Raw genomic sequence first — 23,640 nt, 5'->3', positions numbered from 1 at the left:
AGGTTTGCGACGGTTTTCCGAAACAGTGGCTTCATCTTTGGACACACTGCCCAAGCCGGCAGGGGATCCCTTACACCAAGGCCAGTTGGCGGGCTGGAGTGTTGTAAAAGTCGGAGAGCAAAGCAAACAGCTCCCGATCCTCGGCAGGTTGGGGCACGATCCCTTCCGGACGGGCCAGCAGCTCATCGGCGATGTTCAGGTAGTACTGGCAGACAGGCTCCAGGCTGGGATCGGTTTCCGCCATCTCGAAGAGGGTTTTGCCCTTGACCCGCGAGACGCGAATATCTTCAATGAGGGGAAGCACCTCGATAACCGGCATGGGAACTGCCGAGACGTATTTGTCAATCAGATCCCGCTTACTGGTGCGATTGCCGATCAGCCCGGCCAACCGCAGCTTGCGGGTTTTGGCCTTTTCTCGCACCGAGGCAGCAATCCGATTGGCGGCAAACAGGGCATCAAAGCCGTTGTCGGTTACGATCAGGCAGTAGTCGGCGTAGTTGAGGGGAGCCGCAAAACCGCCGCACACCACATCCCCCAGCACATCGAAGAGGATGACATCGTACTCATCGAAGGCGTTCAGCTCCTTCAGGAGTTTGACGGTTTCCCCCACCACATAGCCGCCACAGCCGGCCCCTGCCGGGGGCCCACCCGCTTCCACGCAGTCCACGCCGCCGTAGCCGCGGTAGATCACATCTTCTGGGTAGATGTCTTCGTGGTGATAGCCCTTGGCTTCCAGGGTGTCGATGATGGTGGGGATGAGAAAGCCGGTCAGGGTGAAGGTGCTGTCGTGCTTGGGATCACAGCCAATCTGCAAGACCTTTTTGCCCCGCCTGGCCAAGGCCACCGAGATGTTGCAACTGGTGGTGGATTTGCCGATCCCACCTTTTCCGTAAACCGCCAATTTCACAGCGCGTTCCTCCATGGGGCAGACAAGGGACATTATCGGCAGCCAACCCGCCCCCTGAGAACTGTTGCGAAGGATAAAGGTGGATCCCTCAAAAAGCTAGAAGTTCCCAGATCTTGCAAATGGTCCTAAGAAAGTTCCCAGGGCTTCTCAAGTCGATTTTTGATGTTTTTCCCGATTTTAGTTTTAGATATACTTTCATCAGTGATCAAAAGAAAACAATTCCAGATGACAATTCACCCAAATCGGGAAGGATTCAGCTATGCCATGGCGCTGATCCCGTCCTCTTGGCTTGTCGCTGAGGCAGGGCTGAGTCGAGAAAGAATCAAGAATGGTCTCAATTCTCCGGGGAAGGTGGGGAGAACCCTTCACTCTCAGGGATCAAAGGCAAACGTAACTCGCACCGCTCCTGCAGAATCCACCTCGATACGGCGCAGGAATTCCCGCAGGTAGGCACGCCGTTCGGTCTCGCTGAGGTCTTGCCAGAAGGGGGGGATGGAGAGGGTTTGGATGGTCTGGGTGAGGTTGGCGGGGGGGAGTTGCTCCAGCTTTTGGGCCAAGCGGGCCGTCTCTGCTCGCAACTGGTAGCGACGCTGGGCCAGAGAGGCCTCGTCCATTAGTCCAGATTGCTGCAGCTCTTCCAATTGCCGCAGCCGCTCGGCGTTGGCCTGGATTTGGGCTTGGAGCTCTTGGCGGACTTGGGTGAGGGCTTGTCGATCCAGCGTCTGGGCGCGTTGGGGCAGTTGTTCGCACACCTGCCGGATCACCTCCTGCAGGACTTCGGTGTAGGGGAGGCTGTAGCGACAGGTTTGGCAGCGCAGATAGAGGTAGGGGGATCCGTTCTTTTTCCCCTTGCGAGGGGTGGTTTGCACAATGCGCAGAAGGCTGCCACAAGCGCAGCAATGAACCAGGCCGGCCAAAGCGCGGGGAGCACTGGCGCTGCGGCGAGGGATCCCTTGGTTGCGTTTGAGCCAGCGATCGATCTGGGCGGCTTCCGTGCGGCTGAGAAGGGCCGGGTGAGTGTCCCGCAGGGTGGTGCCGTCGGCATAGGCCAGATCCCCGCGGTATACCGGGTTGAGCAGCCAGTTGCGTCCGGTGGCCACAGAAATCCGCTTGTGGTGTTTTTCCTCCAAGAAGCGCACCGCCCGGCGCAGGGATCCGTAGAGGAGAAAGTGCTGGAAAAAATCTTGGATGATGCTGGCCTGCCGGCGATCCAGCACGTAGCGTTCCCCTTCGCGGCGGTAGCCAAAGGGGGCAGGGCCAGGGGGAGGTTTGCCCGCCAGGCGGTTTTGGGCTTGGCTGCAGCAGAGGCGGCGGCTTTGCAACTGATGGGGGATCTCGGCCAGCAGGGGGATCCAATCGGCAGCCTTGGTGGGGGTTTGCAGGCCGGATTCGGTGACCAAGCTGAGGCGGATCCCGGAGTGTTGGAGTTGCAGCAGCCGCTCGTGAATTTCATCCGCCCGATCCCCCAGATCCGCCAGGCGCAAGAGCAGCACTTCCTGCACCCAGCCGGCTGTGATGCGCCGGAACAGCTCCTCCAGATAGGTTCGGGATCCCCAATCGTGCAGGATGGGATCGGCCCCTCGCAACTTGAGCCAGGCCAACTCCTGTTCCGGCAAAGGGGCATGGGAAGGCGTGTAGAGGTAGCCGCAAACGCTCATGGACAAGCCATTCAACTATTGTCACCGCCGCTGCGCCAGAACGGAATCAAGCACCTGGCGAATTCTGCCCTGGGCCTGTTGCAAGTGCTGACGGGCCTCTTGAGCAGAGCACCCCAGCAAGGCCACAAGGATGGCGGTTTTGACATCTCCATCACAAGCCTGCAGCAATTGGGCAGCCGTAGTGGGATCCAGATCGCAGGCTAGGGCCACCATTCGCTCCGCCCGCTGCTTGAGCTTGGCATTGCTGGCCTGGAGATCCACCATCAGGTTGCCATAAGTCTTGCCCAAGCGGATCATCACCCCGGTGGAGATCGTGTTCAACACCAGCTTTTGGGCTGTGCCGGCTTTCATGCGGGTGGATCCGAGGATCACCTCCGGCCCCACCAAAGGGGCAATGGCAATATCCACCTGCTCGGTTAGCGGGGAAGGGTGGTTACAGGCCAGGCCAATCGTGAGCGCCCCCATGCTCCTAGCGGCTTGGATCCCACCCAGCACATAGGGGGTACGACCGCTGGCGGCAATTCCCACCACACTATCTTGAGCTTGGAGGTGAAGACCCTCCAGCGCGCGGGCAGCCGCTTCTGCGTCGTCCTCTGCACCCTCTACCGCCTGGGTCAGGGCTTTTTCCCCCCCGGCGATCAAAGCCACCACCTGTGCGGGGGAAGTGCCAAAAGTGGGTGGGCACTCAGCCGCATCCAGTACCCCCAGGCGACCTGAGGTTCCTGCCCCGATATAGATCAGCCGCCCGCCGTGACGCATCCGCTGGGCAATGGCATCGATGGCTTGGGCAATCGGCTCCGCTTGAGCAGCCACCGCTTCCGGCACCCGCCGATCCTCAGCGTTGATCCGTTTCACCAGTTCCCAGGTGCTGAGACGGTCGATCTCGGCTGTGGCCGGGTTGGGGCTTTCGGTCAGGGATCCGGGATCCCAAGCCAATTGTGGAGAAACCATGGCAGCGCTTGTCCAGGCAAGAGGGATCCGCCTTCAGGGATCCTACACTTTGTCTTCTCGGATTCTATCGGTGGCAGGGGGCTCTCCTGAGGGAGCAGTGGAGGGAAAAACTGCGCCAACAGCACCACAACAAGGGCAAGGAGCACCAAGCCGGCCCCCTTCGCCAACGTCCATTCAACCAAAACCTCTGCCAGCGGAAACGCAGCGCGGCCATTCTCCAAAGATGCCCCCATCACAAGCGGCGACCAGCCCAAATACGCCTCAGTCGGCAGCCCAACCGGTGAATTGACGAAGGCGAGCGCCGCCCAGTGGCGGTACTCTAGAAGGTGTTCTAAGGACTCCGTCCCGCTACTGCGATGAGTAAGTCCATGCAAGCGATGGCAAGGACTCCGTCCCGCTACCGCGACCAGCCTGCCCTGCGCATCTTGATCGTGCGCCATGGTGAGAGCACCTTCAACCTGGAAAATCGCATTCAAGGCCGCTCCGATCTCTCCCGGCTCACCCCCACTGGAGAAGTGCAGGCGCAGCGTGTAGCCGAGGCCCTGGCCGGGATCCCGTTGGATTGCGCCTATTGCAGCCCCCTGTCTCGCGCCCTCGAGACAGCTCGCATCCTTTTGAAAGACCGAGAAGGGATCCCTCTGCACGTTACCGATCAACTGCGGGAGATCGACCTGACGGCCTGGGAAGGGCTGACCTTTGCCGAGGTGCAGGAGAAATACCCCGAAGATTACCACCTGTGGCGGCACCATCCCGACACCCTGGAGCTAGAGGGCCGCTTTCCGGTGCGGGATCTCTGGCAGCAGGCGCAGGGGTTTTGGGAAATGCTGGCTTTCCATCTGCAATCGGCTTCGGGCCCCTGGAACCATGGAGCGGATCCCTCCCCAAGGCAGCCCCTCAATATCCTCATCGTGGGCCACAGCGGCATCAATCGCGCCCTGGTCAGCACCGCCATCGGCCTGGGGCCACACCACTATCACCGCCTTGGGCAGGATAACTGCGCCATCAGCGTTCTCAATTTTCCCGAGGGCCTGCAGGGGCCGCCACAACTGGAATCTCTGAACATCACCGCTCACCTCGGCCAAGCCCTGCCCAAGCGCAAGCAGGGGATGCGCATCTTGCTGGTGCGGCATGGAGAAACCCAGTGGAACCGAGAGCGCCGTTTTCAGGGGCAGCGGGATATCCCCCTCAATGCCACCGGGGAGGAACAGGCAGCCAAGGTGGCAGAATTTTTGGCCACTCAACCTCTGCAACTGGCCTTCTCCAGCCCCCTGAAGCGCCCTTGGGCCACAGCCGATGCCATCTGCAGCAACCACAGCAACCTCATTTTGCGCCCAATGCCCGACTTGCAAGAGATCTGCCACGGCGACTGGGAGGGCAAGCTGCAAAGCGAAGTCGAAGCCGAATACCCCGGCGAGCTGGAGCGCTGGCAACGGGATCCCGCCAGTGTGCAGATGCCCAATGGGGAAAACCTTCACCAGGTGTGGGAGCGCACTCGCTCCGCTTGGCAGGAGCTTTTGGCCATCACCGCAGCCCAGTTTCCTCAGGGCACGGCGGTTGTTGTTGCCCACGATGCCATCAACAAGGCGATCATCTGTCAGTTGTTCGACCTTTCCCCCCAAGCCTTTTGGATCTTCAAGCAGGGGAATGGCGCCATTACGGTGATCGACTATCCAGAAGGCAAGGAGGGTGCCCCGGTTTTGAAGGTGTTGAACCTCACCACCCATCTGTCCGGCCAGATCCTGGACTGCACCACCGCTGGAGCTTTGTAAAGATGGGCTCATCCCCTCTCCGCGAGCTAACAGGACGACTAACAGGACAAAATGTGCATCTCCAGGGAGTGCGCCTGTTGGATCCTTGGCGTCAGCGGGATGAAGTAACCGATGTGTGGTTGCAAGAGGGTCGCCTGCGGGCCACCGAGCCGGCAGGGATCCCTGCCGACATCCCCACCATCGATGGCTCAGGTTGGGTGGTGGGGCCGGGTTTGCTGGATCTGTATGCCCACAGCGGCGAGGGGGTTGGCAACGGTCGCGTAAGCGGTGCGGAGCACTTTCTGGCCCACAGTCGGGAAACCCTGACCTCTTTGGCTGCAGCGGCTTTGGCGGGAGGCTTTACCCAGGTGGGGCTTCTGCCCACCCCCCTTCCCGGAAGCGGCTTTTTTCCGGTGCTGGATCGCCCGGAGCACTTGAACCGCTACCCCCGCCAATTGGGGGATCCCCGCTGGCTGCCCTGGGCTGCCCTGAGCGTGGGTGGCCAAGGAGAAACTCCAACCCCCTGGGGAGAACTGGCGCAAGCGGGAGCAGTTGGTTTTGCAGAAGTTCAGCCACTGCGCTCCTTGGCTTTGGTGCGGCGGGCTCTGGAGTATTTGCGGCTGGAGAATAAACCCCTGCTGCTCTGGGCCTGGGATCCCACCTTGGCCGGGCAAGGTAGCCTCTACGAAGGGATCTGGGCGCTGCGCCTGGGGCTGAAAGGGATCCCTGCCAGTGCCGAAACTGCCGCTCTGGCCCGTCTCTTGGAGGTGATCAGGAGCGTTCCTTCCCCTCCGCCTGTGCACATCATGCGCCTGAGCCAAGCCCGCAGCCTGGAGCTGATCCAACAGGCCCAAGCCGAAGGACTGCCGGTTACCGCCAGCGCCACTTGGATGCACCTGATCTTGTCCGAAGAGGCCGTCTTTGAGCACCGCTACGATCCCCACCTTCGCCTTCTGCCCCCTCTTCCCAGCGCCGGCGACCGGGAGGCTCTGATCGCCGGGATCCGTTCCGGCAGCCTGGGGATCGCGACGGATCACCACCCCTACACCCATGAAGAGAAAACCCTGCCCTTTGCCGATGCCCCGCCGGGGGCGATGGGCCTGGAGCTGGCTCTGCCGCTGCTGTGGCACCATTTGGTAGAAACGGGATCCCTGACGGCGCTGCAACTGTGGTCTGCCCTCAGCCTGTACCCGGCCCGCTGCCTAAACCTAGATCCGCCCACCCTCACCCCCCACAGCGACTGGGTGCTGTTTGATCCCACCCACCCCTGGACGGTTTCTGCGGCCACCCTCCACTCCCGATCGCCAGCGACTCCCTGGCTGGAGAAAACCCTGTGCGGCAAAGTGCTGCACACCCATGTCGAGGGGATCCCCTCCGGCAGCTCCACCCCTCGAGCCTGAAGAAGGCCGACAAGACCTGTCCGGAGAAAGAGCCAATTCAAAGAGGGGGATCCCTTCCCGCCAGCGGGACGGGGTCCCGAATTCAAAACTCCCCGGCCAGAGCGGCTACACAACGCTCACACAGCTCTGGATGTTCGGCAAATTCCCCCACACGGGTGGAATAGTTCCAGCAGCGCACGCACTTTTGGCCGTCAGCCGGAAAAACAGAGACCTCCAAGCCTTGACCTGAGGTTTTCTCCAGTTCCACCTGTGAGGTGATGAACAAGTAGCGCAACTCGGCAGCCCGCTCCTGCAAAAGAGCGTATAGGCCGGGATCCGCTACCTTCAGGATTACCTTGGCCTCGGTGGAAGCGCCGATGGGCTTAAAGGACTCCGTCCCGCTAACGCGACCGGTACGGGCTTGCTCCAGAGCCTTGTTCACCTCTTGGCGCACCTCTCGCAGCTGCTCCCAAATGGCCGCCAACTGGGGATCCCGCCAGTGCTCCGGCAGCTTCATCCACCCCCCCTCAAACACCGAACGGGTGGGCTTGGGATAGGGCAGATGGCTCCAAATCTCTTCGGCCAGGTGGGAGAGAACGGGGGCGATGGCCTTGGCCAAGTTCTCCAGCAACAGGGAGAGCACCGTTTGACATTGGCGCCGCCGTAGACTTTGGGCATGGCTAATGTAGAGGCGATCCTTGGCAATATCCAGGTAAAAGTTGGAGAGATCCACCACACAGAAGTTCTGAATCGCCTGGAAAAAGCGGTAGAACTGATAGCTGGCAAAAGATTCGCCGATCTCGGATCCCACCTCGTGCAGGCGGTGCAAAATGTAGCGGTCTAGCTCCGTCAAGGCTGCAAAAGGAACGGCATCCTGAGTTGGATTGAAGTCGTAGAGGTTGCTCAGCAAAAAGCGAGCTGTGTTGCGGATTTTGCGATATACATCCGCCATTTGCCCAAGAATGGTCTTACCCAGCGGCACATCCCCGGAGTAGTCCACACTGGAGACCCACAGGCGCAGCACATCCGCCCCGTAGGCGGGATCCGTCTGGGGATCTTTGCCGCCGTTAATTAACACCAGCGGATCGATGACATTGCCCAGGGACTTGCTCATTTTCTGGCCTTTCTCGTCCAGCACAAACCCATGGGTGAGCACCGCCTTGTAGGGGGCATGGCCGTTGACGGCCACGGAGGTGAGCAAACTGGATTGGAACCAGCCTCGGTGTTGGTCGGAGCCTTCCAAATACAGATCCACCGGGTAGCCCAACCCCTGCGCCTTGGCCACTGCCGCCCAGGAAGAGCCGGAGTCAAACCACACGTCCATGGTGTCCATCCCTTTGCGGTAGGTGCGGCCATTGTGGCGGTACTGCTCCGGCAGCAGCTCTTCCACCGGGCGCTGCCACCAGGCGTCGGATCCCTCCTGGGCAAAAATGGCCTTGATGTGGTCGAGGGTCTCGGCGGTGAGCAGAACCTCGCCGGTTTCTTCGTCGTAAAAGACGGGGATGGGCACACCCCAAGCCCGCTGGCGGGAAATACACCAATCCGAACGCTCCGACACCATAGCGGTGATGCGGTTCTCCCCGATGGCCGGGATCCATTTCACGGTTTTAATGGCCTGCAGGGCCAGCTCCCGGAAGCCAGCTACAGACGCAAACCACTGCTCGGTGGCCCGGAAAATGGTTGGCTCTTTCGTGCGCCAGTCGTAGGGATATTTGTGGTTGTAGGGTTCTTCCTTGAGCAAAGCCCCCGCAGCCTGTAGAGCCTGGATCACGGCAGCATTGCCGCTGGTCTCCGGCTTCTTGGAGAGCACATCCAACCCGACGAACTGGGATCCGGCCTCGGCGGTAAATCTCCCCTGATCGTCCACAGGGCTGAGAATGGGCAGACCGTACTTTTGGCCGGTTTTAAAGTCATCTTCCCCGTGTCCCGGAGCCGTGTGCACAATGCCGGTGCCCGACTCGGTGGTGACGTAGTCCCCCAACACGCAGAGGCTGGTGCGGTCGAAGAGGGGGTGCCGTCCTTGACTGTATTCCAGGGCGGATCCCGGCAGGGTAGCCTTGATCTCCAGAGACGTCTCCAGAACCTTCTCCAGCCGCTCCCGCAGATCGGCGGCGATCAACAGCAGGCCGAAGCGGGGAGACTCCACCACTGCATAGGTGAGCTTGGGGTTAAAGCAGAGAGCCAGGTTGGCCGGGATCGTCCAAGGGGTGGTGGTCCAGATGGCTGCCCGCAGGCCCGGCATGAAAGGCTCCAAAACCGGCTGCGCCGCCGGGCTGAGGCTCTGCAGGGGAAAGGCCACGTAGATGCTGGGGGAGATGTGGTTGTCAGGGTACTCCAGCTCCGCTTCCGCCAGAGCCGTCTGGGAGCTGGGGCTCCAGTGGACGGGTTTGAGGCCGCGGTAGATGTAGCCCTTGAGGGCCATTTGTCCAAACACCTCAATCTGTGCGGCTTCGTACTCCGGCGACAGCGTCAGGTAGGGCCGATCCCAGGATCCCCATACCCCCAGGCGCTGAAAACTGGCCCGCTGCACATCAACGTAGTGCAGGGCGTACTCCTTGGCTTTTTGTCGCAGCTGCAGAGGGGTGAGGTTTTCCCGCTCCTGCGGGGTGAGGCTTTGCAACACTTTCAGTTCGATGGGCAGGCCGTGGCAATCCCAGCCGGGCACGTAGCGCACCTTGCGCCCTTGCAAGATGTGGTACTTGTTCACAATGTCCTTGAGGATCTTGTTGAGGGTGGTGCCCATGTGGATATCGCCATTGGCGTAGGGCGGTCCATCGTGCAGGACAAAGGGATCCCCAGGATTGTGGTCGGCAAGGCGCTGGTAGATTTGCTCTTCCTGCCAAAAGGCTTGAATGGCGGGTTCTCTCTTGGCGGCCTCTGCCCGCATGGGAAACTGAGTTTGGGGCAGGTTGAGGGTACTTTTGTAGTCCACGGCAACTCGAGCAACCTAAAGGGCGTCTCTCTATCCTACGCTGTCGCCTCATCCTCAGCAGTCCATCCCTCACCCCTCTTGTGGGACAGGGGATCCGAAGCCCACGGTCACCCAGAGCGCCTGGAGCTCTCAAACGGCTCCAACAAACCACCGCATGAACTCCCTGATCGAGAAAACAAGAAAAGATTTGTGCTAGTCTCAGGGTGTCGTTTAGTAAGGGAGGTTCCTGCGGATGCCAGATAGTAGTAGTTGTAAGGGTCGTCAAGTTGGGTTCAGCCGGCTGTGCGCCGGGGCTGTTCTCTAACGGTCTGAACTTAGATCCTTCAGTCTGCTGAAGAGTCTTCGCGTTCTGGCTCGCTTGGAGTTCCTCCCGGCAGTCAGGTTCCAGTTGAAGGCCCGCTAGACCGCTCTTTCCCTGACCGCCTGTTGTTGCCTTGGGGGTGGGAGAGAGCGGATAGTTTTGCAGATAGCTGTAGCGGGGCTTGGAATGGACGGGCGTCTGAAGATGCCAATGTTTCTTGAGGTTGGGTCCTTTCAAGACACCTCGACCCAACCTTTCGAGACCCCTCGGGATTGTTCGGTCAATTGCTGGCAGGAGTGGGGCGATCCACCACCGGAGCACCAAGGGAGTCGCCGCTATCGCAACCGCTCAAAAATAGGGCCAGCACCAGAAAGCAAACAAGCTGAGGGGCGCATAGTTTCCCATCGTGACATCCTCCCGACGCTGACCCTACGGGTACAGCGCGGGCTTCCTAACCTCACGGTTAGGCATTCCTGCCCCACGCCACTTATCTAGGTCATAGACCCCCGACAGAACGACTTGGCAGGCTGTTTCCGTTCCCCAGAGTCCCTGGGCTACTAAATTCTCTAGTCCACGATGCAAAACCATTTCTGCTGCTGCATGGTCACGATGAGTTCGATACCCACACTCAGGACAATGATGCTCCCTTGCTGTCAACGTTTTGCTGACAGTAGCAAAACATTTGGGACAGGTTTGGCTAGTCCCGTTGGAGTTGACTTTAGCGAAGTACACTCCACGTTTCCAGCACACCCATTCCAACAGAGACAGAAATTGTCCAAAAGCGACATCGACACAATCTTTTCGCAGCATTCCCCGTGTCAAGCCTGTGACATTGAGGTCTTCTGCAAAGATGGTTTGCGCTTGGTCACAAAGCTTATGAGCCGTCTTTAGGTGGAAATCTTTACGACGGTTCGCAATCCGATGGTGCATTCTGGCAACTTTGATTTGTGCCTTCTCCCAGTTTCGTGACCCCTTCTGTTTTCGTGCCGCTCTGCGTTGCAGCAATTTCAGCTTGCGTTGCATCGACCTAAAAAACTTGGGTCGCTCCTGGAAGCTGCCATCTGAAACCGTCAAAAACCGTTCCAATCCCAGATCAATCCCAATCGCACGACCGTGAACCGGAGCATCGGGAATCGATATGTCCGATTCGATGGTAACGACGACATACCATTGCGTCCCCCTTACCTTGGACAGTACCCTCACCTGCTTGACCTTGAACCCATCTGGGATAGGACGATGCAAGTTGATAGGCACTTTTCCTATCTTTGGTAGCTTGATACTGCTGCCGGAGATGGGATTGTCCTTGAACTGGGGAAACACAAAAGACTTAAATTGGCCTTGTTTCTTGAAACGGGGAAACCCATATCCCCGCTTCTGGAATGCCTCCCAAGTATCATGCAGCCTGCGAATCGTAGTCTGCAAGACCTGAGAATGCACCTTGGCCAAATGCGGGAATTGCTTCTTTGCTTTGGGTAGGTTATTTTGCTGACGATAGCAAGACGGGAATGGCTCATCGGCAGGAATGATGTATTCCTTCTCCAGTGAGCATCTGTCTATGGGACACTTACGGGAAGCAATCCAGTCTTTGAGTTCGCGCAAAGCGTAGTTGTACACGCCTCTGCACGTCTCAAGCCACGACCGCAGCTCGGCCTGCTGTGCGGCATCTGGATAGATCCGGTAAGTGTAGTTCATGGTCAGCATAGTGGCAGTTTACCACAAGCTATAGCTGCTGGTAAATACTTGTCTTATCCCATCGAGAGAATCGACAAGTGCGGGGAGTCCATGTATCCCGACGCTGATGCTTTGCATACAGCGCGGGACTTATAGCTCCCCGCGCCCCTCCTTTGTTAACAAGCTCAACTGCCTGTCCAGATTACCCCAGAGCCATTCCTCATCATCCTGAAGATTTCCTAAGGGACGGTGGGGATGGCCAGGGATCCCTCCAGAGCCAAGCGATCGCTGACGATAAGACGCCGACTCTCCAGCGTGATGCCGGTTTGGTTAACCAACATCACAGAAATCCACTCAGAACGGGGTTCTTGCGGAGCATCTGCCTGTAGGAAGATCCCTCCGGCCTGTAGAGGTTCGAGAGCAAACGAGGTCACCTCTGGGTAGCCCGCCCCGGCAACGGGTTGTTCGGCAACGGCGCCCAACAGCAAAGAGTGGGTGAGAGGCTCTGCCACAATCGCCTGCAGCGAATAGGTGGATCCCGGTTTGACCACCTCCGGCAGGTTCAAGGTGACGGTGGGAGGGGCAGATCCAGAGGTGAGGGTGCTGGCCTCCCGCAGCACTTCTTGGTCAATCAACAGCAGTTGTCCGGGATTGGCTGGATCCGGGCGATAGCGATTGCGCACCAGGGCAGAGGCTTCTACCTGAAAGTCCCCCCGCACCGAGGATTGGGATCCCTCTACTTGGCTGAGAATATCCGCAACAATCTCAGGGCCCACCTGCCGCCAGGAGAGGATCTGGGCCGAATAGGTGAGCTTGGGATGAGAGCTCCACAGCTTGCGGATGGCACCTTCCACCTCTTCCCGGTCCAGCCCATCTCGGTGGCGGAAGTCGGGGCTGTAGCCGGCCATCACCCCTGGCAAATCCCGCCGGTTGGCGGCGGCCACCTGCTGGCTTAGCCACTCCACCAGGGCGGCTGGCGGTGGGCTGGAAACTTGCCGCTGGATCCCACTTTCTAGGGGCATCGGGGCAGCTTGGGCCCAAGCCGAGGACTCCGTCCGGCTGACGTGACCGGCTGTCAATCCAAGGGGGATGCTCCAGCTCACGGCCAGAGCAAGGGGCCAAAGCAGTTGCGGAAAGTTAGATCGGGATTTCAAGCCATGGGCCTCCAGCCGGCAAATCTGGATCCCAGTCTAGCCTTAGGGCAGTTGGGATCCCAAAGTCCAGACCAGATAAGATCGATTGGAATAAGCTTTGGCTCATAGCGCCTGTTCTCCATGGCTCCCCAGCACTCTCCAGCTTTCTTGGCCCTGGTCAACGAGGCCAAAAGCCGCATCCAAGAACTGACAGTCGAGCAGGTCAGGCAAAAACAACTGCAAGGGGATCCCTTCTATTTTGTGGATGTGCGGGAAGAGTCGGAGTGGCAAGCCGGCCACGCTGCCGGAGCCATCCACTTGAGCAAAGGGATCATTGAGCGGGACATCGAGAGGGTGATCCCCGACAAAGAAGCGGAGATCGTCCTGTACTGCGGCGGCGGGTTTCGTTCGGCGTTGGCAGCCGATAATCTACAGAAAATGGGCTATCGTCGGGTGATCTCGATGGATGGGGGCATGCGGGCTTGGCGGGAAGCGGGTTTTCCTGAGGAGCGCTAGAGCTGGCGGATTTCTTCCCTCACCCATAGGAAGAGGGAGGTATTGGCTGCTATCTGGCTGCTATCTGAAATGGCCGACCACTGAAGGCGGGAAGTGGGGGCGGCCCAACCTTGTTTAGAATGGCGATAGCCTGGCCGTTTAGCTTTACCCCTCTGCCATGCTCCAAACCCTGCCCCGCCTGGATGTTGCTGCCCGTTTGCAGCAGTTGCGCCAGCTTCTGCGAGAACAAGATCTGGATGGCTTTTGGGTTCCCTCTGCTGATGAGCATCTCAATGAGTATTTGCCGGAACATCGCAAGCGGCGTCAGTGGATCACAGGCTTTACCGGCTCGGTGGGGGATGCCTTGATCACCCGGGACAGGGCTTGGCTGTGGGTAGATCCCCGCTATCACGAACAGGCGGAGCGGGAGGTGGATCCCAATCTATTGACAGTGATCAAAGGAGGTCTGCCGAATCAGCCCAGCCTGATGGAGATTGTGGAAGAGCTGGGATCCGGCTTTCGCCTGGGGGTGGATCCCTTTACGGTGGCGGTGGCCACCTATCGCCAGTTGCAGGCCCATGCCCAAGCGGGAGGGGTGCTTTTGATCCCGGTCGTGGAAAACTTGGTAGATAAGTTGGCCCAGGGACTTACCGCTCCCTTTGACCAGCCCATTTACTCGGTACCCACCCACCTGAGCGGGGCCACCCCTGCAGAAAAGCTGGCCCAAGTCCGGCAGGAGATGCGCCGCAAGCGGGTGGGACTGTTGCCCCTGACCAAATTGGATCAGGTGGCCTGGCTGTTTAACCTGCGGGGATCCGACATCCCCTACAACCCGGTGTTTTGGGCCTATGCTTTGGTCAGCCTAGATAGAGCGGCTCTATTCACAGATCTGGAGCGGCTCAGCCCCCCATCTCGGCAACTTCTGGCAGAAGCCGGGGTGGAACTCTGGCCTTATGAGACCTACAACGAACAACTGCCCCAATGGGCCAAGAGCTACGCGCCGGTGGGCTTGGATCCCAAGCAGACCACCCAGGGCACTCAAGAGCTGCTGCAGGATGCGAGCTGCCGCGAGCTGGAGCACCCAGTAGAAGCCCTCAAGGCCGTGAAAAACCCCACCGAGCTGGAGCAAATGCGCCGCGCCAACCGCAAGGCCAGCCGGGCCAAGATTCGCACCCTGGCCTGGATCGACCGGCAAATCCAACAGGGGATCCCCATCAGCGAAGCCGATGTGGCCGCCATCATGGAGGCCCATTACCGGGAGGAAGGGGAGTGGGTGGGCCTGAGCTTTAACACCATTGCCGGCGCCGGCGCCAACAGCTCCATCATCCACTACAGCACTCCGGATCCCCAAAAGCTGCTGCAGCCGGGCGAACTGTTTTTGTTGGACTCCGGATCCCACTACTTGGGGGGCACCACCGACGATACCCGCACCGTTTGGATTGGCCAGGAGCCGGCGGATCCCTTGTGCAAGCGGCGCTATACCGAGGTGCTCAAGGCCCACATTCAATGCGCCCGCCAGATCTTCCCCCCTGACACCTATGGGGTCTCGTTGGATGGGATCGCCCGCTCTACCCTTTGGCAGGCCGGGCTGGACTATGGCCATGGCACCGGCCACGGTGTCGGCGCCTTTTTGAACGTCCACGAGGGGCCCAACGGGATCCACCGCCGCGCCAACACCCCTCTCAAGGTGGGCATGATCAACAGCATTGAGCCGGGCTACTACCAGCCGGGATGGGGTGGGATCCGCCTGGAGAATCTCTACGAGGTGATTGCCATTCCCGAGCCGGAGGGCTGGATGGGCTTTCGCTCCCTGACTTGGATCCCTTTCGATGGGCGCTTGATCGATTGGGAACTGTTAAACGAGGCGCAGCGAGCCTGGCTGGACGAGTATCACCGGCAGGTTTACGCCATGCACCACGCCACCTTGCCAGAACAGGATGCCGCCTGGTTACGACGCGCCTGCGGACTGAGCTGATGTACTCGCAAAAGCGTTGCGCCCTGGCAAAGAGCGCAGGAAGGATCCCTGCAGTTGACCACATGCGGCATTGCCATCCAAACCACGGGTTTGGCGCACGGTGGCCCGCACCTGGTGTTGCTCAAGCTGGCGGACGAACGCTTTGACTCGTGCCGGGTGGGGGCGTTGATAGTCGGCTCCAGAGATAGGGTTGTAAGGGATCAGGTTCACGTGCAGTTGCACCCCTGACCGGCTGGCCTGCTGCAGCAATTGCGCCAGTTGGCGGGCATGAATGGGCAGGTCGTTGACCCCCGACAGCAGGGTATATTCAAAACTGACTCGCCGCCCGGTGCGCAGCATGTAGTCACGGCAATCCTGGATCAGAGCATCCAGAGGGTAGTGGGCTGCCGAGGGGATCAACTGCTGCCGCAGATCTTGATTGGGAGCATGCAAGCTGACGGCCAGGGTGATTTGCAGATCCTGCTGCGCCAGCCAGGCAATTTGCCGGGGTACGCCCACCGTCGAGAGGGTGATGTGCCGTTGGCCGATGCCGATATCTCGATTCAGGCTACGGATGGCTTGCACCACCGTATCGCGGTTGAGCAGAGGTTCCCCCATGCCCATAAAGACCACGTGGCTGACGCGACGGCCAAAATCTTCCTGCACCGTCAACACCTGATCCAAAATCTCGTGCAGCTCTAGGTTGCGTCGGTAGCCCATCTTGCTGGTGGCACAGAAATCGCAGGCCATAGGGCAGCCCACCTGAGAAGAGACACAGACCGTCAGACGCTTGGCCGTTGGGATCCCTACCGTTTCGATCAACTGCCCATCCGCCAACCCCAGCAGAAACTTCACAGTACCATCGCGGGCCTCTGTCCGCTGCACAATGCGCGAGCGTCCCACTGGGTAGCTTTGCACCGCCTCTCGCCAAGCCCTAGGAAACACCGTCACCTGTTCCAGGGAGCGGATCCCTTTTTGGTAGATCCAAGCATGCAGTTGTTGCCCGCGATAGGCCGGCTGACCTTGAGCAACTGCCCAGTCTTTCAGAGCAGACAAGGACTGCCCCAGCAGGGGAATGGGTAGGGCCGACATAAATCCATCTCAAAAGCACAGGAGTCTGGCTCCTTCACTCTAGCCTGTCCCCGTGACCCAATCTCCTTCAGTCCAGTGGAAGTGATAAAATGGGGTGCCGTTGCCGGATGTTGAAGTGCTGGTCGTCATCGACAACTACGACAGCTTCACCTACAACCTGGTGCAGTATCTGGGGGAGTTGGGAGCCCAGCTACAGGTTTTTCGCAATGACCAGCTCTCCGTTGACGACCTGCGCCGCATGCAGCCGCAAGCGGTGGTCATCTCTCCTGGGCCAGGGCGGCCGGAAGATGCCGGGATCTCCCTGGAGTTGATTCGGGAGCTGGGGCCAGAGCTGCCGATTTTGGGGGTTTGTCTGGGGCACCAGTGCATTGGCCAGGTCTATGGTGGTCAGATCGTGCGCGCACCTGAGCTGATGCATGGCAAAACCTCGCTCATTTACCATCGAGGGGTGGGGGTGTTTGAGGGGTTGAGCCAGCCTTTCACGGCCACCCGCTACCACAGCTTGGTGATCGAGCCTTCTACGTGTCCTGACGAGCTGGAGGTGACGGCCCAAACCAGCGATGGGATCATCATGGGGGTACGCCACCGCCGCTATCCCCATGTTCAGGGCGTGCAGTTCCACCCGGAGAGCATCTTGACTGCAGAGGGCAAGCGCTTGTTGAGCAACTTCCTGCGCAGCGCCAAAGCCTCAACTGCTGCTCAGCCCAATGTTTCGCAGAAACCTCAGGAAACCGTTGCCGTTGTTACATCAGGGATCCCCACTCCATGAAGCGTCGCCAGCTTCTGCAAGCCAGCGCTGGGCTGCTGGGATCGATGGCCGTGAACCTGGCCAGAGGGCGCAAAGCGGGCGCTCAGACAGCGCCGGCACAAGGTTCGGAAACGCCAACAACCCCAGGGTCTATAGAGTTCACTCCCGGCTCCAGCTCGCAGGGGCTGCAACTGACTTGGCTGCACCACAGTTGTGTTTTGTTCGAGGGGGAGGGCCGACGGTTTCTGGTCAACCCGTTTCGGCCGGCGGGCTGTACGGCTGGCTATCCTGCCCCACGAGTTGCTGCCGATCTGGTGTTGCTCAGCAGCCGCTTGTTGGATGAGGGTGCTTTGGATGTGGTGCCCGGCAACCCCAAGGTGCTGTTTCAGCCGGGAGACTATCTGATTGACGGGATCCGGGTGCAAGGAGTACGCATGCCCCGTGGCCCTCGCTTTGGCGTAAACGTGGGTTGGCGCTGGCGCATGGCTGGGATCGACATTGTCCATTTGGGAGGGGCGCTGCAGCCAATTACGCGGGAGCAGTCCATCCTGCTTGCTCGTCCCGACCTGTTGCTGGTGCCAGTGGGGGGTGGGCCGAAAAATTACGATCCTGCCGGGGCCAAGGCGGCCATTGAGGCGCTGCAGCCCAAGCTGGTCATCCCCACCATGTATCGCACGGCCGCCGCCGAGGAATCCCAATGCGAGCTGCTGCCGCTGCAGGAGTTTTTGCGTCTCTTCCCCGCTGCTGCCCCGCAACCTGCCCTCAGCAACCCGTTGCTGCTCTCGGCCCAGGCTCTGCCCAGGCAGGGGCTCGCCATCCTTTTCTTTGAGGAATAGGGCTATGCGAGGTCAGGTCCTAAAAATCGCTGTCGGACTGGGATCCCTGCTAGTGGGGGGTCTGGGATTCTATGGATACTCCCTACCAGAAGATCCACAAGCCTTGGCCCAAGCCAACCCGCTGCGGCTGCAACTGGCCCTCTGGCTGGGGAAAGACGCCAACGCCGTCGATGAGCGGGGCAAGACAGCCCTGTTTTTCGTGGAGAGCGGCCTCAACGCCCGTCTTTTGCTGGCAGCGGGGGCGGATCCCAATCGACCGGACTATGGGGGAGCCAGCCCCTTACACCAAGCCGCTCGCCTGGGCAACCCTGAGGTTACGAAAGCCCTGCTCCAGGGAGGGGCCGAGGTGAACGCTCGTTTTGGCGCCGGTGGCCTTCCCCTACATTTTGCCGCTTGGTCCGGCAACCCCGAGGTCGTTCGGCTGCTGCTGGAACATGGCTCCGAGATCGACGAGCCGGATGGCTACGGCCTCACGCCCCTGCGCATCGCCCAGGATCTGCGCCGCTGGGAAGCTGCGATCCTTTTGTCCCGCTGGCCCCGCTCCGCCTCAACCGACGGGCATACAGATTGATTCCCCTTCTCTACCACCCCAGCACCCAGGCGAAGATCAAAGGCGCCACGATGGTGGCATCCGACTCGATGACAAATTTGGGGGTGTCGATCCCCAATTTGCCCCAGGTGATCTTCTCATTGGGCACTGCCCCCGAGTAGGAACCGTAGCTGGTGGTGGAGTCGCTGATCTGGCAGAAATAGCCCCACAGGGGTACGCCCTGGCGACCCAGATCTTGATGGAGCATGGGCACCACACAGATGGGGAAATCCCCGGCTATGCCGCCGCCAATTTGAAAGAAGCCGATGGAGGATTCCGCCGAGGTGTGCGTGTACCAGTCCGCCAGGTGGATCATGTACTCGATCCCTGTGCGGACGGTATGCACATTGCGGATCTCACCCGTGATGCAGTGGGCGGCATACATGTTGCCGGTGGTGGAGTCCTCCCATCCCGGCACATAGATGGGCAAGTTGGCCTCCATAGCGGCGTAAACCCAAGAATCCCGGGGATTAATTTGGTAGTAGGGCTCCAGCCGGCCGCTGCGCAGGATGCGGTAGATAAACTCGTGCGGGAAGTAGTGTTCCCCGGCCTGGTCGGCAGCCATCCACTCTTCCAAGAGGGCTTTTTCTAGGCGCCGCATCGCCTCCTCTTCGGGAATGCAGGTATCGGTTACCCGGTTCAGGTGCCGCTCCAGCAGCTCCTGCTCCTGCTGCGGGCTAAGATCGCGGTAGTGGGGCACCCGCTCGTAGAACTCATGGGCGATGAGGTTAAAGATGTCCTCTTCTAGGTTGGCGCCGGTGCAGGAGATGGCGTGCACCTTGTTCTGCCGGATCATTTCCGCTAGGGAAAGGCCCAGCTCCGCTGTGCTCATGGCGCCGGCCAGGGTCACCATCATTTTGCCGCCCTTTTCCAGGTGAGCACAGTAGCCCTTGGCCGCATCCACCAGCGCGGCGGCGTTGAAGTGGCGAAAATGATGTTGGATAAATTGGCTGACGGGGCTGTTGGTCACGATTTTTCCGGTCACTCTGACCTGGTGAAGCACGATTTTCTAGTCTATCAACTTTAGGGGCGCTGACAAGCTTTGCTTGGGGATACCTTTATCGGTATTGGCAACCATTCCCCTGCAGGTCGGCTGGAGCAGGTTGCGTTGCGAAGCCGGGATCCCATACCGGTTCTCACCCGGCCTTGGCTGAGACAAAGGGATCGCCTGCCCATGTCAGAATGGTGGCGAATCACCGCCCTATATCCGTTCACGCTATCTGTTCACGTTGGGTTCATGCCTCCTGTCAGCACCGTCGAGCCAGCCGAGCCCATTGCCGAAGTCCAATCTCCTGAGCTGGCTTCTTCTCCTGCCGAGCCATTGCCTGGCGCTGTGGACATGTCAGTGCCAACAACGACCGGGATCTCTATGGGATCCCTGCGGCGCTGGTGGGCGCGATGGAAGCAAAAACTGCGGTTGGAAACTCAGTTGCTCTTTGTGGCAACGCTGGTGGTCTCATTGGTGGTGAGCAGTTTCACCTTCTGGGCCGTCAGCACTGTGCAGCAGGATGCCCGCTTCAACGAGGCCCGCTTTGGCCGGGATCTGGGGTTGCTTTTGGCGGCCAATGTTGCCCCTCTAATTGCGGAAGATCGCATTGGCGAAGTGGCGCAACTGTCCCGCCAGTACTTTGAGAGCACCAGCAGCATCCGCTATCTGCTCTATGCCGATCCCGAAGGAAACATCTACTACGGGATCCCGTTTTCCAACCAAGAGGTGAAAACCTCCCTCAGCCTCACCCGTCGCATGCAACTGCCGGACAATCGCCCCCCTGCTGAGGGCCAACCGCTGGTGCGCACCCACCTCACTCCTGCCGGGCGGGTGACGGATATTTTTGTCGGCATCTATCATCAGGGCCGCTTTTTGGGCACCCTCGGCTTGGGCATCAATCCCAATCCCGCCCTGGTGCGCTCCACCCAGCTGGCGCGGGAGGTCTCGATTGGGGTGTTTTTGGCGGTGTGGGTCTTGGCCATCCTGGGAGCGGTGGTCAATGCCCTCACCATCACCTATCCCATCAAAGAGCTGGTCAAAGGTGTCCAGGAGATCACCAAAGGTAACTTCAAGCAGCGCATCGACCTGCCCTTCGGGGGAGAGCTGGCCCAGCTCATCGACAGCTTTAACGAGATGGCGGAGCGGCTGCAAAGCTACGAAGAGCAAAACATCGAGGAACTGGCTGCCGCCAAAGCCAAGTTGGAGACCTTGGTCTTCTCCATCGTCGATGCTGCCATTTTGCTGGATGCCGAGTTGCGGGTGCTGCTGCTCAACCCTGCCGCCTCCCGCATGTTTGGCTGGGAAGGGGATCCCGTTTTGGGCAAACCCCTGCCGGAGCTGTTGCCGGAGGATCTGCAGCAGCAACTGGCCCGCCCCCTGATGCAAATTGCCCGCGGGGATCAAGAGGCAGAGGAAGTTCGCGTCAACCTCACCGGCCCCACCAAGCGTGTTATCCGCATCCTGCTTTCGCCGGTGTCGGATCCGCGGCGGCAAAATCTCAAGGGGATCGTGATGACGGTGCAGGACATCACCCGCGAGGCAGAGCTCAACGAAGCCAAGGCTCAATTCATCAGCAACATCAGCCACGAGCTGCGCACCCCCCTCTTCAGCATCAAGTCTTTTATCGAGACCCTCTACGAGTACGGCGAGCAGATGTCCTCGGCGGAGCGGCTGGACTACCTGGAAATTGCCAACCGCGAAACCGATCGCCTCACCCGCCTGGTCAACGATGTTTTGGATTTGTCTCGTCTGGAATCGGGCAAGCAGTACCACTTTGAAGGTGTCGACATCGCGGCAGTGATCGAGCAGACTTTGCGCACCCACCAACTGCAGGCCCGCGACAAAGGGATCCAGTTGCGCAAATTCGTCGATCCGGATCTGCCGCTGGTCTGGGGCAACTACGATCTGCTGCTGCAGGTGATGACCAATCTCCTGGGCAATGCCCTCAAGTTCACCCCCTCAGGGGGCCTGGTGACGGTACATGCCCACCTGGTGGTTCAGGCGGATGGATCCCCGCAGGCAGTGCGGGTGGCGGTGGCCGATACAGGCATTGGCATTGCCCCAGAAGATCAGGAGCGGATTTTCGACCGCTTTTTCCGTGTCGAGAACCGGGTCCACACCCTAGAGGGCACCGGCCTGGGGTTGGCCATCGTGCGCAACATCCTGGAGAAACATCGAACCCGCATCTGCCTGGAGAGCAAGCTAGAACAGGGATCCACCTTCTGGTTCGACCTGCACCTGTACACTGAAGAGGGACCGCTGGAGTTCGAGGTTCAGCCAGCCGAGACGGATCCCCCCAGTTGCGCTTGGCGGGAGCACTCCCATCAACGCTGAGGATATGAAGGGCATACCGGCCATTTTTTGGGGGTTGGGCCTCAGTTTCGCATTTTTGTGCCACACTGGTGACCTCTACCACCACACAGGGGGGCTGGGCAACCCGCTGTTGGCCACCGGCGAAAACGTCACTTCTCTGCTGCTGGCGGTGGTGGCGGTGCTGGCCCCTTGGCTGGCAGTGCTGCTGATGGGTTTGCTGGTGTACTGGCTGGGCAAACGGGCGTTGAAACTGGGGTTCCGCAGCAGAAATGCCGCTCCCAAGTCTCAGGGATCCCTGCCGAGGGCTGTTCTACACTGGAGAAGGTCTTAACTGGATGGTTTTGCCATGCCCCCTCGCTGGCCCCGGAAGCCCTCCCGTCGGGATCCCGAATTTCGCAAGCTGGATGATCGCTATACCTATGCCGCCCACCTGTCTGTTTTCCTCTGTAGCGGGTCTGGGCTGGTGTTTTTTCAGCAACTGTACCGCGCGGATTGGCCGTGGCTGGTGCCCCTGTTGGGCTGGTGGGCTTTGGGGTTGGGGATCCACAGCTTCTGGATCTTTTTTGTGGCCCGCTATCCCGTCGAGGCCGGCTTTGGGGAGCTCACTCCCGGCGCGCACGAAAACCCAACAGCCGCGGAGACGGATCCCTCCAGAGCCAGCTAGGACTTAGAGAGGGGATGATCCCCTTGCTCCTGTTCTCAGCCAGGGGAGGTAGAAGCTCCACCTGGTCGCCGCTGCCGCCGCAGCAGCAGGGGGGAGAGATCGCTCTCGTCGTAAATATCGCCCACCAGCTCCTCCAAAATGTCCTCCAGCGTGATCAGGCCGGTGGTGCCGCCGAACTCATCCACCACAATCCCCAGGTGTTGGCGAGAGCGCAGCATTTCCTTGAGCAACAGGCTGACCCGCTTGGTGTCCGGCACAAAAAAAGGCGGTGCCATCGCCTGGGTCACTTCGGCATTGCCTTTTTGATCGAGATAGCGCAAGGCTTGCTTGAGGTGGATAATGCCGACGATCTCGTCCTTGGATTCTCCCTGCACGGGGATGCGCGAGTAGCCCGTTTCCAAACAGAGCTTCACCACATCCTGCAGTGTTTTGTCGTGGGAGATGGTCTCCATTTTAACTCTGGGCTTGGCCACGTCCCGCGCCTGCAGCAAGTCCAAAGCCAAGGCCCCACGGAACAGCCGCCGTTTTTGCCAATCCAGCAGCCCCCGCTGCCCCAACACATCGATCAGCAGCTCCAAATCCTTGAGAGAAGCGGTGGCCGTCAGGGGGGAGAATTCCAATAGATTGAAGAGCCTGCTGACAACCCACTCAAAAGCGTCGCTAAAAGGGCGCAGCAGCACCGATAGGACATGAACAGGCCGCACCACCCAGCGGAACACCCCTAGCGGATGGCTCACCGCTAAAGACTTTGGGGCTACTTCTCCAAAGAGGAGCACCACAATTGTGGTGGGCACGGTGGCGGCCAAAGCTCCAATCTGGGTTCCCAACAGTTCAATGGAGAGGGTTGTGGCCAAAGCGGCAATGCCGATGTTGACAAAGTTGTTCACCAGCAACAGGGTGGTGATCAGCCGCGAGCGCTGTTGTTGGGCCAGTCGATACAAGCCCTGTGGATCCCCTTGTTCTTCGATCAGAGATTCCAGGCGCAGGTTGTCCATGGCCGTGATGGCGGTTTCGGCCCCAGAGCAAGCTCCTGAGAGGAGCAGCAAAAAGGCCAAGAGGAAGACATTAACCATAGCGCTCCGTTCGCGACGGCGGAACGGGATACAGGTAGCATTGGCTCATCGAGAGAAAAGCGGGTCGGCCTATTTCCATCATCAACAGGATCCCCTCCGGCACCTCAACACCTCGGTGGTTTTGCCAAAGTTCATCACTCAACCCATAGCTCGGCATCCGTGCCCCCTCATCAACTGCATCTTCAACGAAAATCTTCAATGAGAAATG

General features: G+C 59.6%; 20 protein-coding genes. 10 read left to right on the top strand and 10 right to left on the bottom strand.

What is annotated here, in order from left to right; translation table 11 throughout:
- Nucleotides 1–70 precede the first annotated feature (70 nt).
- The 3 genes from bchL to murQ form a co-directional block, all read right to left on the bottom strand.
- Complete coding sequence (gene bchL, locus NW842_RS00835; RefSeq protein ID WP_041437180.1) at nt 71–907, bottom strand: ferredoxin:protochlorophyllide reductase (ATP-dependent) iron-sulfur ATP-binding protein; 837 nt, start codon at nt 905–907, stop codon at nt 71–73.
- 371 nt (nt 908–1,278) lie between these two features.
- Nucleotides 1,279–2,565: a recombinase family protein gene (locus tag NW842_RS00830; protein WP_414417282.1), complete on the bottom strand. Its 1,287-nt coding sequence runs from the start codon at nt 2,563–2,565 to the stop codon at nt 1,279–1,281.
- A 21-nt stretch (nt 2,566–2,586) separates the two neighbouring features.
- Nucleotides 2,587–3,516, bottom strand: a complete 930-nt coding sequence (murQ, locus tag NW842_RS00825) for an N-acetylmuramic acid 6-phosphate etherase (RefSeq protein WP_414417281.1) — start codon at nt 3,514–3,516, stop codon at nt 2,587–2,589.
- A 356-nt stretch (nt 3,517–3,872) separates the two neighbouring features.
- On the opposite strand from murQ, the gene NW842_RS00820 reads away from it, so the two are divergent.
- Complete coding sequence (locus tag NW842_RS00820) at nt 3,873–5,285, top strand: histidine phosphatase family protein (RefSeq protein WP_414417280.1); 1,413 nt, start codon at nt 3,873–3,875, stop codon at nt 5,283–5,285.
- 2 nt (nt 5,286–5,287) lie between these two features.
- A complete protein-coding gene (locus NW842_RS00815; protein ID WP_414417279.1) occupies nt 5,288–6,664 on the top strand; it encodes a dihydroorotase in 1,377 nt (458 codons plus the stop codon).
- Nucleotides 6,665–6,746: 82 nt separating this feature from the next.
- On the opposite strand, the gene ileS is transcribed toward NW842_RS00815, so the two are convergent.
- From ileS to NW842_RS00800, 3 genes are all read right to left on the bottom strand, one after another.
- Nucleotides 6,747–9,530: an isoleucine--tRNA ligase gene (ileS, locus tag NW842_RS00810; RefSeq protein WP_414417299.1), complete on the bottom strand. Its 2,784-nt coding sequence runs from the start codon at nt 9,528–9,530 to the stop codon at nt 6,747–6,749.
- A gap of 775 nt (nt 9,531–10,305) precedes the next feature.
- A complete protein-coding gene (locus NW842_RS00805) occupies nt 10,306–11,568 on the bottom strand; it encodes an RNA-guided endonuclease InsQ/TnpB family protein (protein ID WP_414390382.1) in 1,263 nt (420 codons plus the stop codon).
- Nucleotides 11,569–11,786: 218 nt separating this feature from the next.
- Nucleotides 11,787–12,701 (bottom strand): hypothetical protein, encoded by a 915-nt coding sequence (locus NW842_RS00800; RefSeq protein WP_414330578.1) that lies wholly within the window; start codon nt 12,699–12,701, stop codon nt 11,787–11,789.
- A 120-nt stretch (nt 12,702–12,821) separates the two neighbouring features.
- Here NW842_RS00800 and NW842_RS00795 point away from each other — a divergent pair, with 120 nt between their 5' ends.
- On the top strand, nt 12,822–13,196 hold the full coding sequence (locus tag NW842_RS00795) for a rhodanese-like domain-containing protein (RefSeq protein WP_011432658.1): 375 nt from the start codon (nt 12,822–12,824) through the stop codon (nt 13,194–13,196).
- A 157-nt stretch (nt 13,197–13,353) separates the two neighbouring features.
- Nucleotides 13,354–15,150 carry an aminopeptidase P family protein gene (locus tag NW842_RS00790; protein ID WP_414417278.1) on the top strand — a complete coding sequence of 599 codons (1,797 nt, stop codon included), beginning with the start codon at nt 13,354–13,356 and terminating at the stop codon, nt 15,148–15,150.
- On the opposite strand, the gene rlmN is transcribed toward NW842_RS00790, so the two are convergent.
- Nucleotides 15,124–16,221, bottom strand: coding sequence for a 23S rRNA (adenine(2503)-C(2))-methyltransferase RlmN (gene rlmN, locus NW842_RS00785; RefSeq protein WP_414373586.1), 1,098 nt, complete (start codon nt 16,219–16,221; stop codon nt 15,124–15,126). The two genes, NW842_RS00790 and rlmN, sit on opposite strands and share 27 nt — an antisense overlap.
- A 115-nt stretch (nt 16,222–16,336) precedes the next feature.
- Here rlmN and NW842_RS00780 point away from each other — a divergent pair, with 115 nt between their 5' ends.
- The 3 genes from NW842_RS00780 to NW842_RS00770 are packed head-to-tail and all read left to right on the top strand — an operon-like array spanning nt 16,337 to nt 18,376.
- Nucleotides 16,337–16,990 carry an anthranilate synthase component II gene (locus tag NW842_RS00780; RefSeq protein ID WP_414357317.1) on the top strand — a complete coding sequence of 218 codons (654 nt, stop codon included), beginning with the start codon at nt 16,337–16,339 and terminating at the stop codon, nt 16,988–16,990.
- Nucleotides 16,987–17,805 carry an MBL fold metallo-hydrolase gene (locus NW842_RS00775; RefSeq protein ID WP_414331279.1) on the top strand — a complete coding sequence of 273 codons (819 nt, stop codon included), beginning with the start codon at nt 16,987–16,989 and terminating at the stop codon, nt 17,803–17,805. The genes NW842_RS00780 and NW842_RS00775 overlap by 4 nt, the downstream gene beginning before the upstream one ends.
- Nucleotides 17,806–17,809: 4 nt before the next feature.
- Nucleotides 17,810–18,376 carry an ankyrin repeat domain-containing protein gene (locus NW842_RS00770; protein WP_414416676.1) on the top strand — a complete coding sequence of 189 codons (567 nt, stop codon included), beginning with the start codon at nt 17,810–17,812 and terminating at the stop codon, nt 18,374–18,376.
- Nucleotides 18,377–18,386: 10 nt separating this feature from the next.
- Here NW842_RS00770 and NW842_RS00765 read toward each other — a convergent pair whose 3' ends face one another.
- Entirely contained in the window at nt 18,387–19,379 is a 993-nt protein-coding gene (locus NW842_RS00765) for a deoxyhypusine synthase family protein (protein ID WP_414417277.1), read from the bottom strand.
- A 354-nt stretch (nt 19,380–19,733) separates the two neighbouring features.
- On the opposite strand from NW842_RS00765, the gene NW842_RS00760 reads away from it, so the two are divergent.
- Genes NW842_RS00760 through NW842_RS00750 form a run of 3 tightly spaced genes read left to right on the top strand, consistent with a single transcriptional unit; the run spans nt 19,734 to nt 22,359 of the window.
- The gene (locus tag NW842_RS00760; RefSeq protein ID WP_414373612.1) at nt 19,734–21,716 is read left to right on the top strand and encodes an ATP-binding protein; all 1,983 of its coding nucleotides are present in this window, start codon (nt 19,734–19,736) and stop codon (nt 21,714–21,716) included.
- Nucleotides 21,717–21,720: 4 nt separating this feature from the next.
- A complete protein-coding gene (locus NW842_RS00755) occupies nt 21,721–22,026 on the top strand; it encodes a DUF4126 family protein (RefSeq protein WP_414417276.1) in 306 nt (101 codons plus the stop codon).
- A 15-nt stretch (nt 22,027–22,041) separates the two neighbouring features.
- Nucleotides 22,042–22,359, top strand: coding sequence for a hypothetical protein (locus NW842_RS00750; protein ID WP_011433986.1), 318 nt, complete (start codon nt 22,042–22,044; stop codon nt 22,357–22,359).
- A gap of 35 nt (nt 22,360–22,394) precedes the next feature.
- On the opposite strand, the gene NW842_RS00745 is transcribed toward NW842_RS00750, so the two are convergent.
- The gene (locus NW842_RS00745; protein ID WP_414358051.1) at nt 22,395–23,432 is read right to left on the bottom strand and encodes a hemolysin family protein; all 1,038 of its coding nucleotides are present in this window, start codon (nt 23,430–23,432) and stop codon (nt 22,395–22,397) included.
- Nucleotides 23,425–23,589 (bottom strand): hypothetical protein, encoded by a 165-nt coding sequence (locus tag NW842_RS00740; RefSeq protein ID WP_414417275.1) that lies wholly within the window; start codon nt 23,587–23,589, stop codon nt 23,425–23,427. The genes NW842_RS00745 and NW842_RS00740 overlap by 8 nt, the downstream gene beginning before the upstream one ends.
- Nucleotides 23,590–23,640 lie beyond the last annotated feature (51 nt).

Source organism: Synechococcus sp. R55.4 (assembly GCF_047461935.1).
Lineage (GTDB): Bacteria > Cyanobacteriota > Cyanobacteriia > Thermostichales > Thermostichaceae > Thermostichus.
The sequence above is the reverse complement of the archived record's forward strand: the minus strand, read 5'-3'. Positions and strand labels throughout refer to the sequence as shown.

Coding starts and splice junctions, on each gene's coding strand:
- NW842_RS00820 (WP_414417280.1), top strand. CDS start 3,873: ATGAGTAAGTCCATGCAAGCGATGGCAAGGACTCCGTCCCGCTACCGC.
- NW842_RS00805 (WP_414390382.1), bottom strand. CDS start 11,568: ATGAACTACACTTACCGGATCTATCCAGATGCCGCACAGCAGGCCGAG.
- NW842_RS00830 (WP_414417282.1), bottom strand. CDS start 2,565: ATGAGCGTTTGCGGCTACCTCTACACGCCTTCCCATGCCCCTTTGCCG.
- NW842_RS00790 (WP_414417278.1), top strand. CDS start 13,354: ATGCTCCAAACCCTGCCCCGCCTGGATGTTGCTGCCCGTTTGCAGCAG.
- NW842_RS00755 (WP_414417276.1), top strand. CDS start 21,721: ATGAAGGGCATACCGGCCATTTTTTGGGGGTTGGGCCTCAGTTTCGCA.
- rlmN (WP_414373586.1), bottom strand. CDS start 16,221: ATGTCGGCCCTACCCATTCCCCTGCTGGGGCAGTCCTTGTCTGCTCTG.
- murQ (WP_414417281.1), bottom strand. CDS start 3,516: ATGGTTTCTCCACAATTGGCTTGGGATCCCGGATCCCTGACCGAAAGC.
- NW842_RS00795 (WP_011432658.1), top strand. CDS start 12,822: ATGGCTCCCCAGCACTCTCCAGCTTTCTTGGCCCTGGTCAACGAGGCC.
- NW842_RS00740 (WP_414417275.1), bottom strand. CDS start 23,589: ATGCCGAGCTATGGGTTGAGTGATGAACTTTGGCAAAACCACCGAGGT.
- NW842_RS00775 (WP_414331279.1), top strand. CDS start 16,987: ATGAAGCGTCGCCAGCTTCTGCAAGCCAGCGCTGGGCTGCTGGGATCG.
- NW842_RS00745 (WP_414358051.1), bottom strand. CDS start 23,432: ATGGTTAATGTCTTCCTCTTGGCCTTTTTGCTGCTCCTCTCAGGAGCT.
- NW842_RS00815 (WP_414417279.1), top strand. CDS start 5,288: ATGGGCTCATCCCCTCTCCGCGAGCTAACAGGACGACTAACAGGACAA.
- NW842_RS00770 (WP_414416676.1), top strand. CDS start 17,810: ATGCGAGGTCAGGTCCTAAAAATCGCTGTCGGACTGGGATCCCTGCTA.
- NW842_RS00750 (WP_011433986.1), top strand. CDS start 22,042: ATGCCCCCTCGCTGGCCCCGGAAGCCCTCCCGTCGGGATCCCGAATTT.
- ileS (WP_414417299.1), bottom strand. CDS start 9,530: ATGCGGGCAGAGGCCGCCAAGAGAGAACCCGCCATTCAAGCCTTTTGG.
- NW842_RS00760 (WP_414373612.1), top strand. CDS start 19,734: ATGTCAGTGCCAACAACGACCGGGATCTCTATGGGATCCCTGCGGCGC.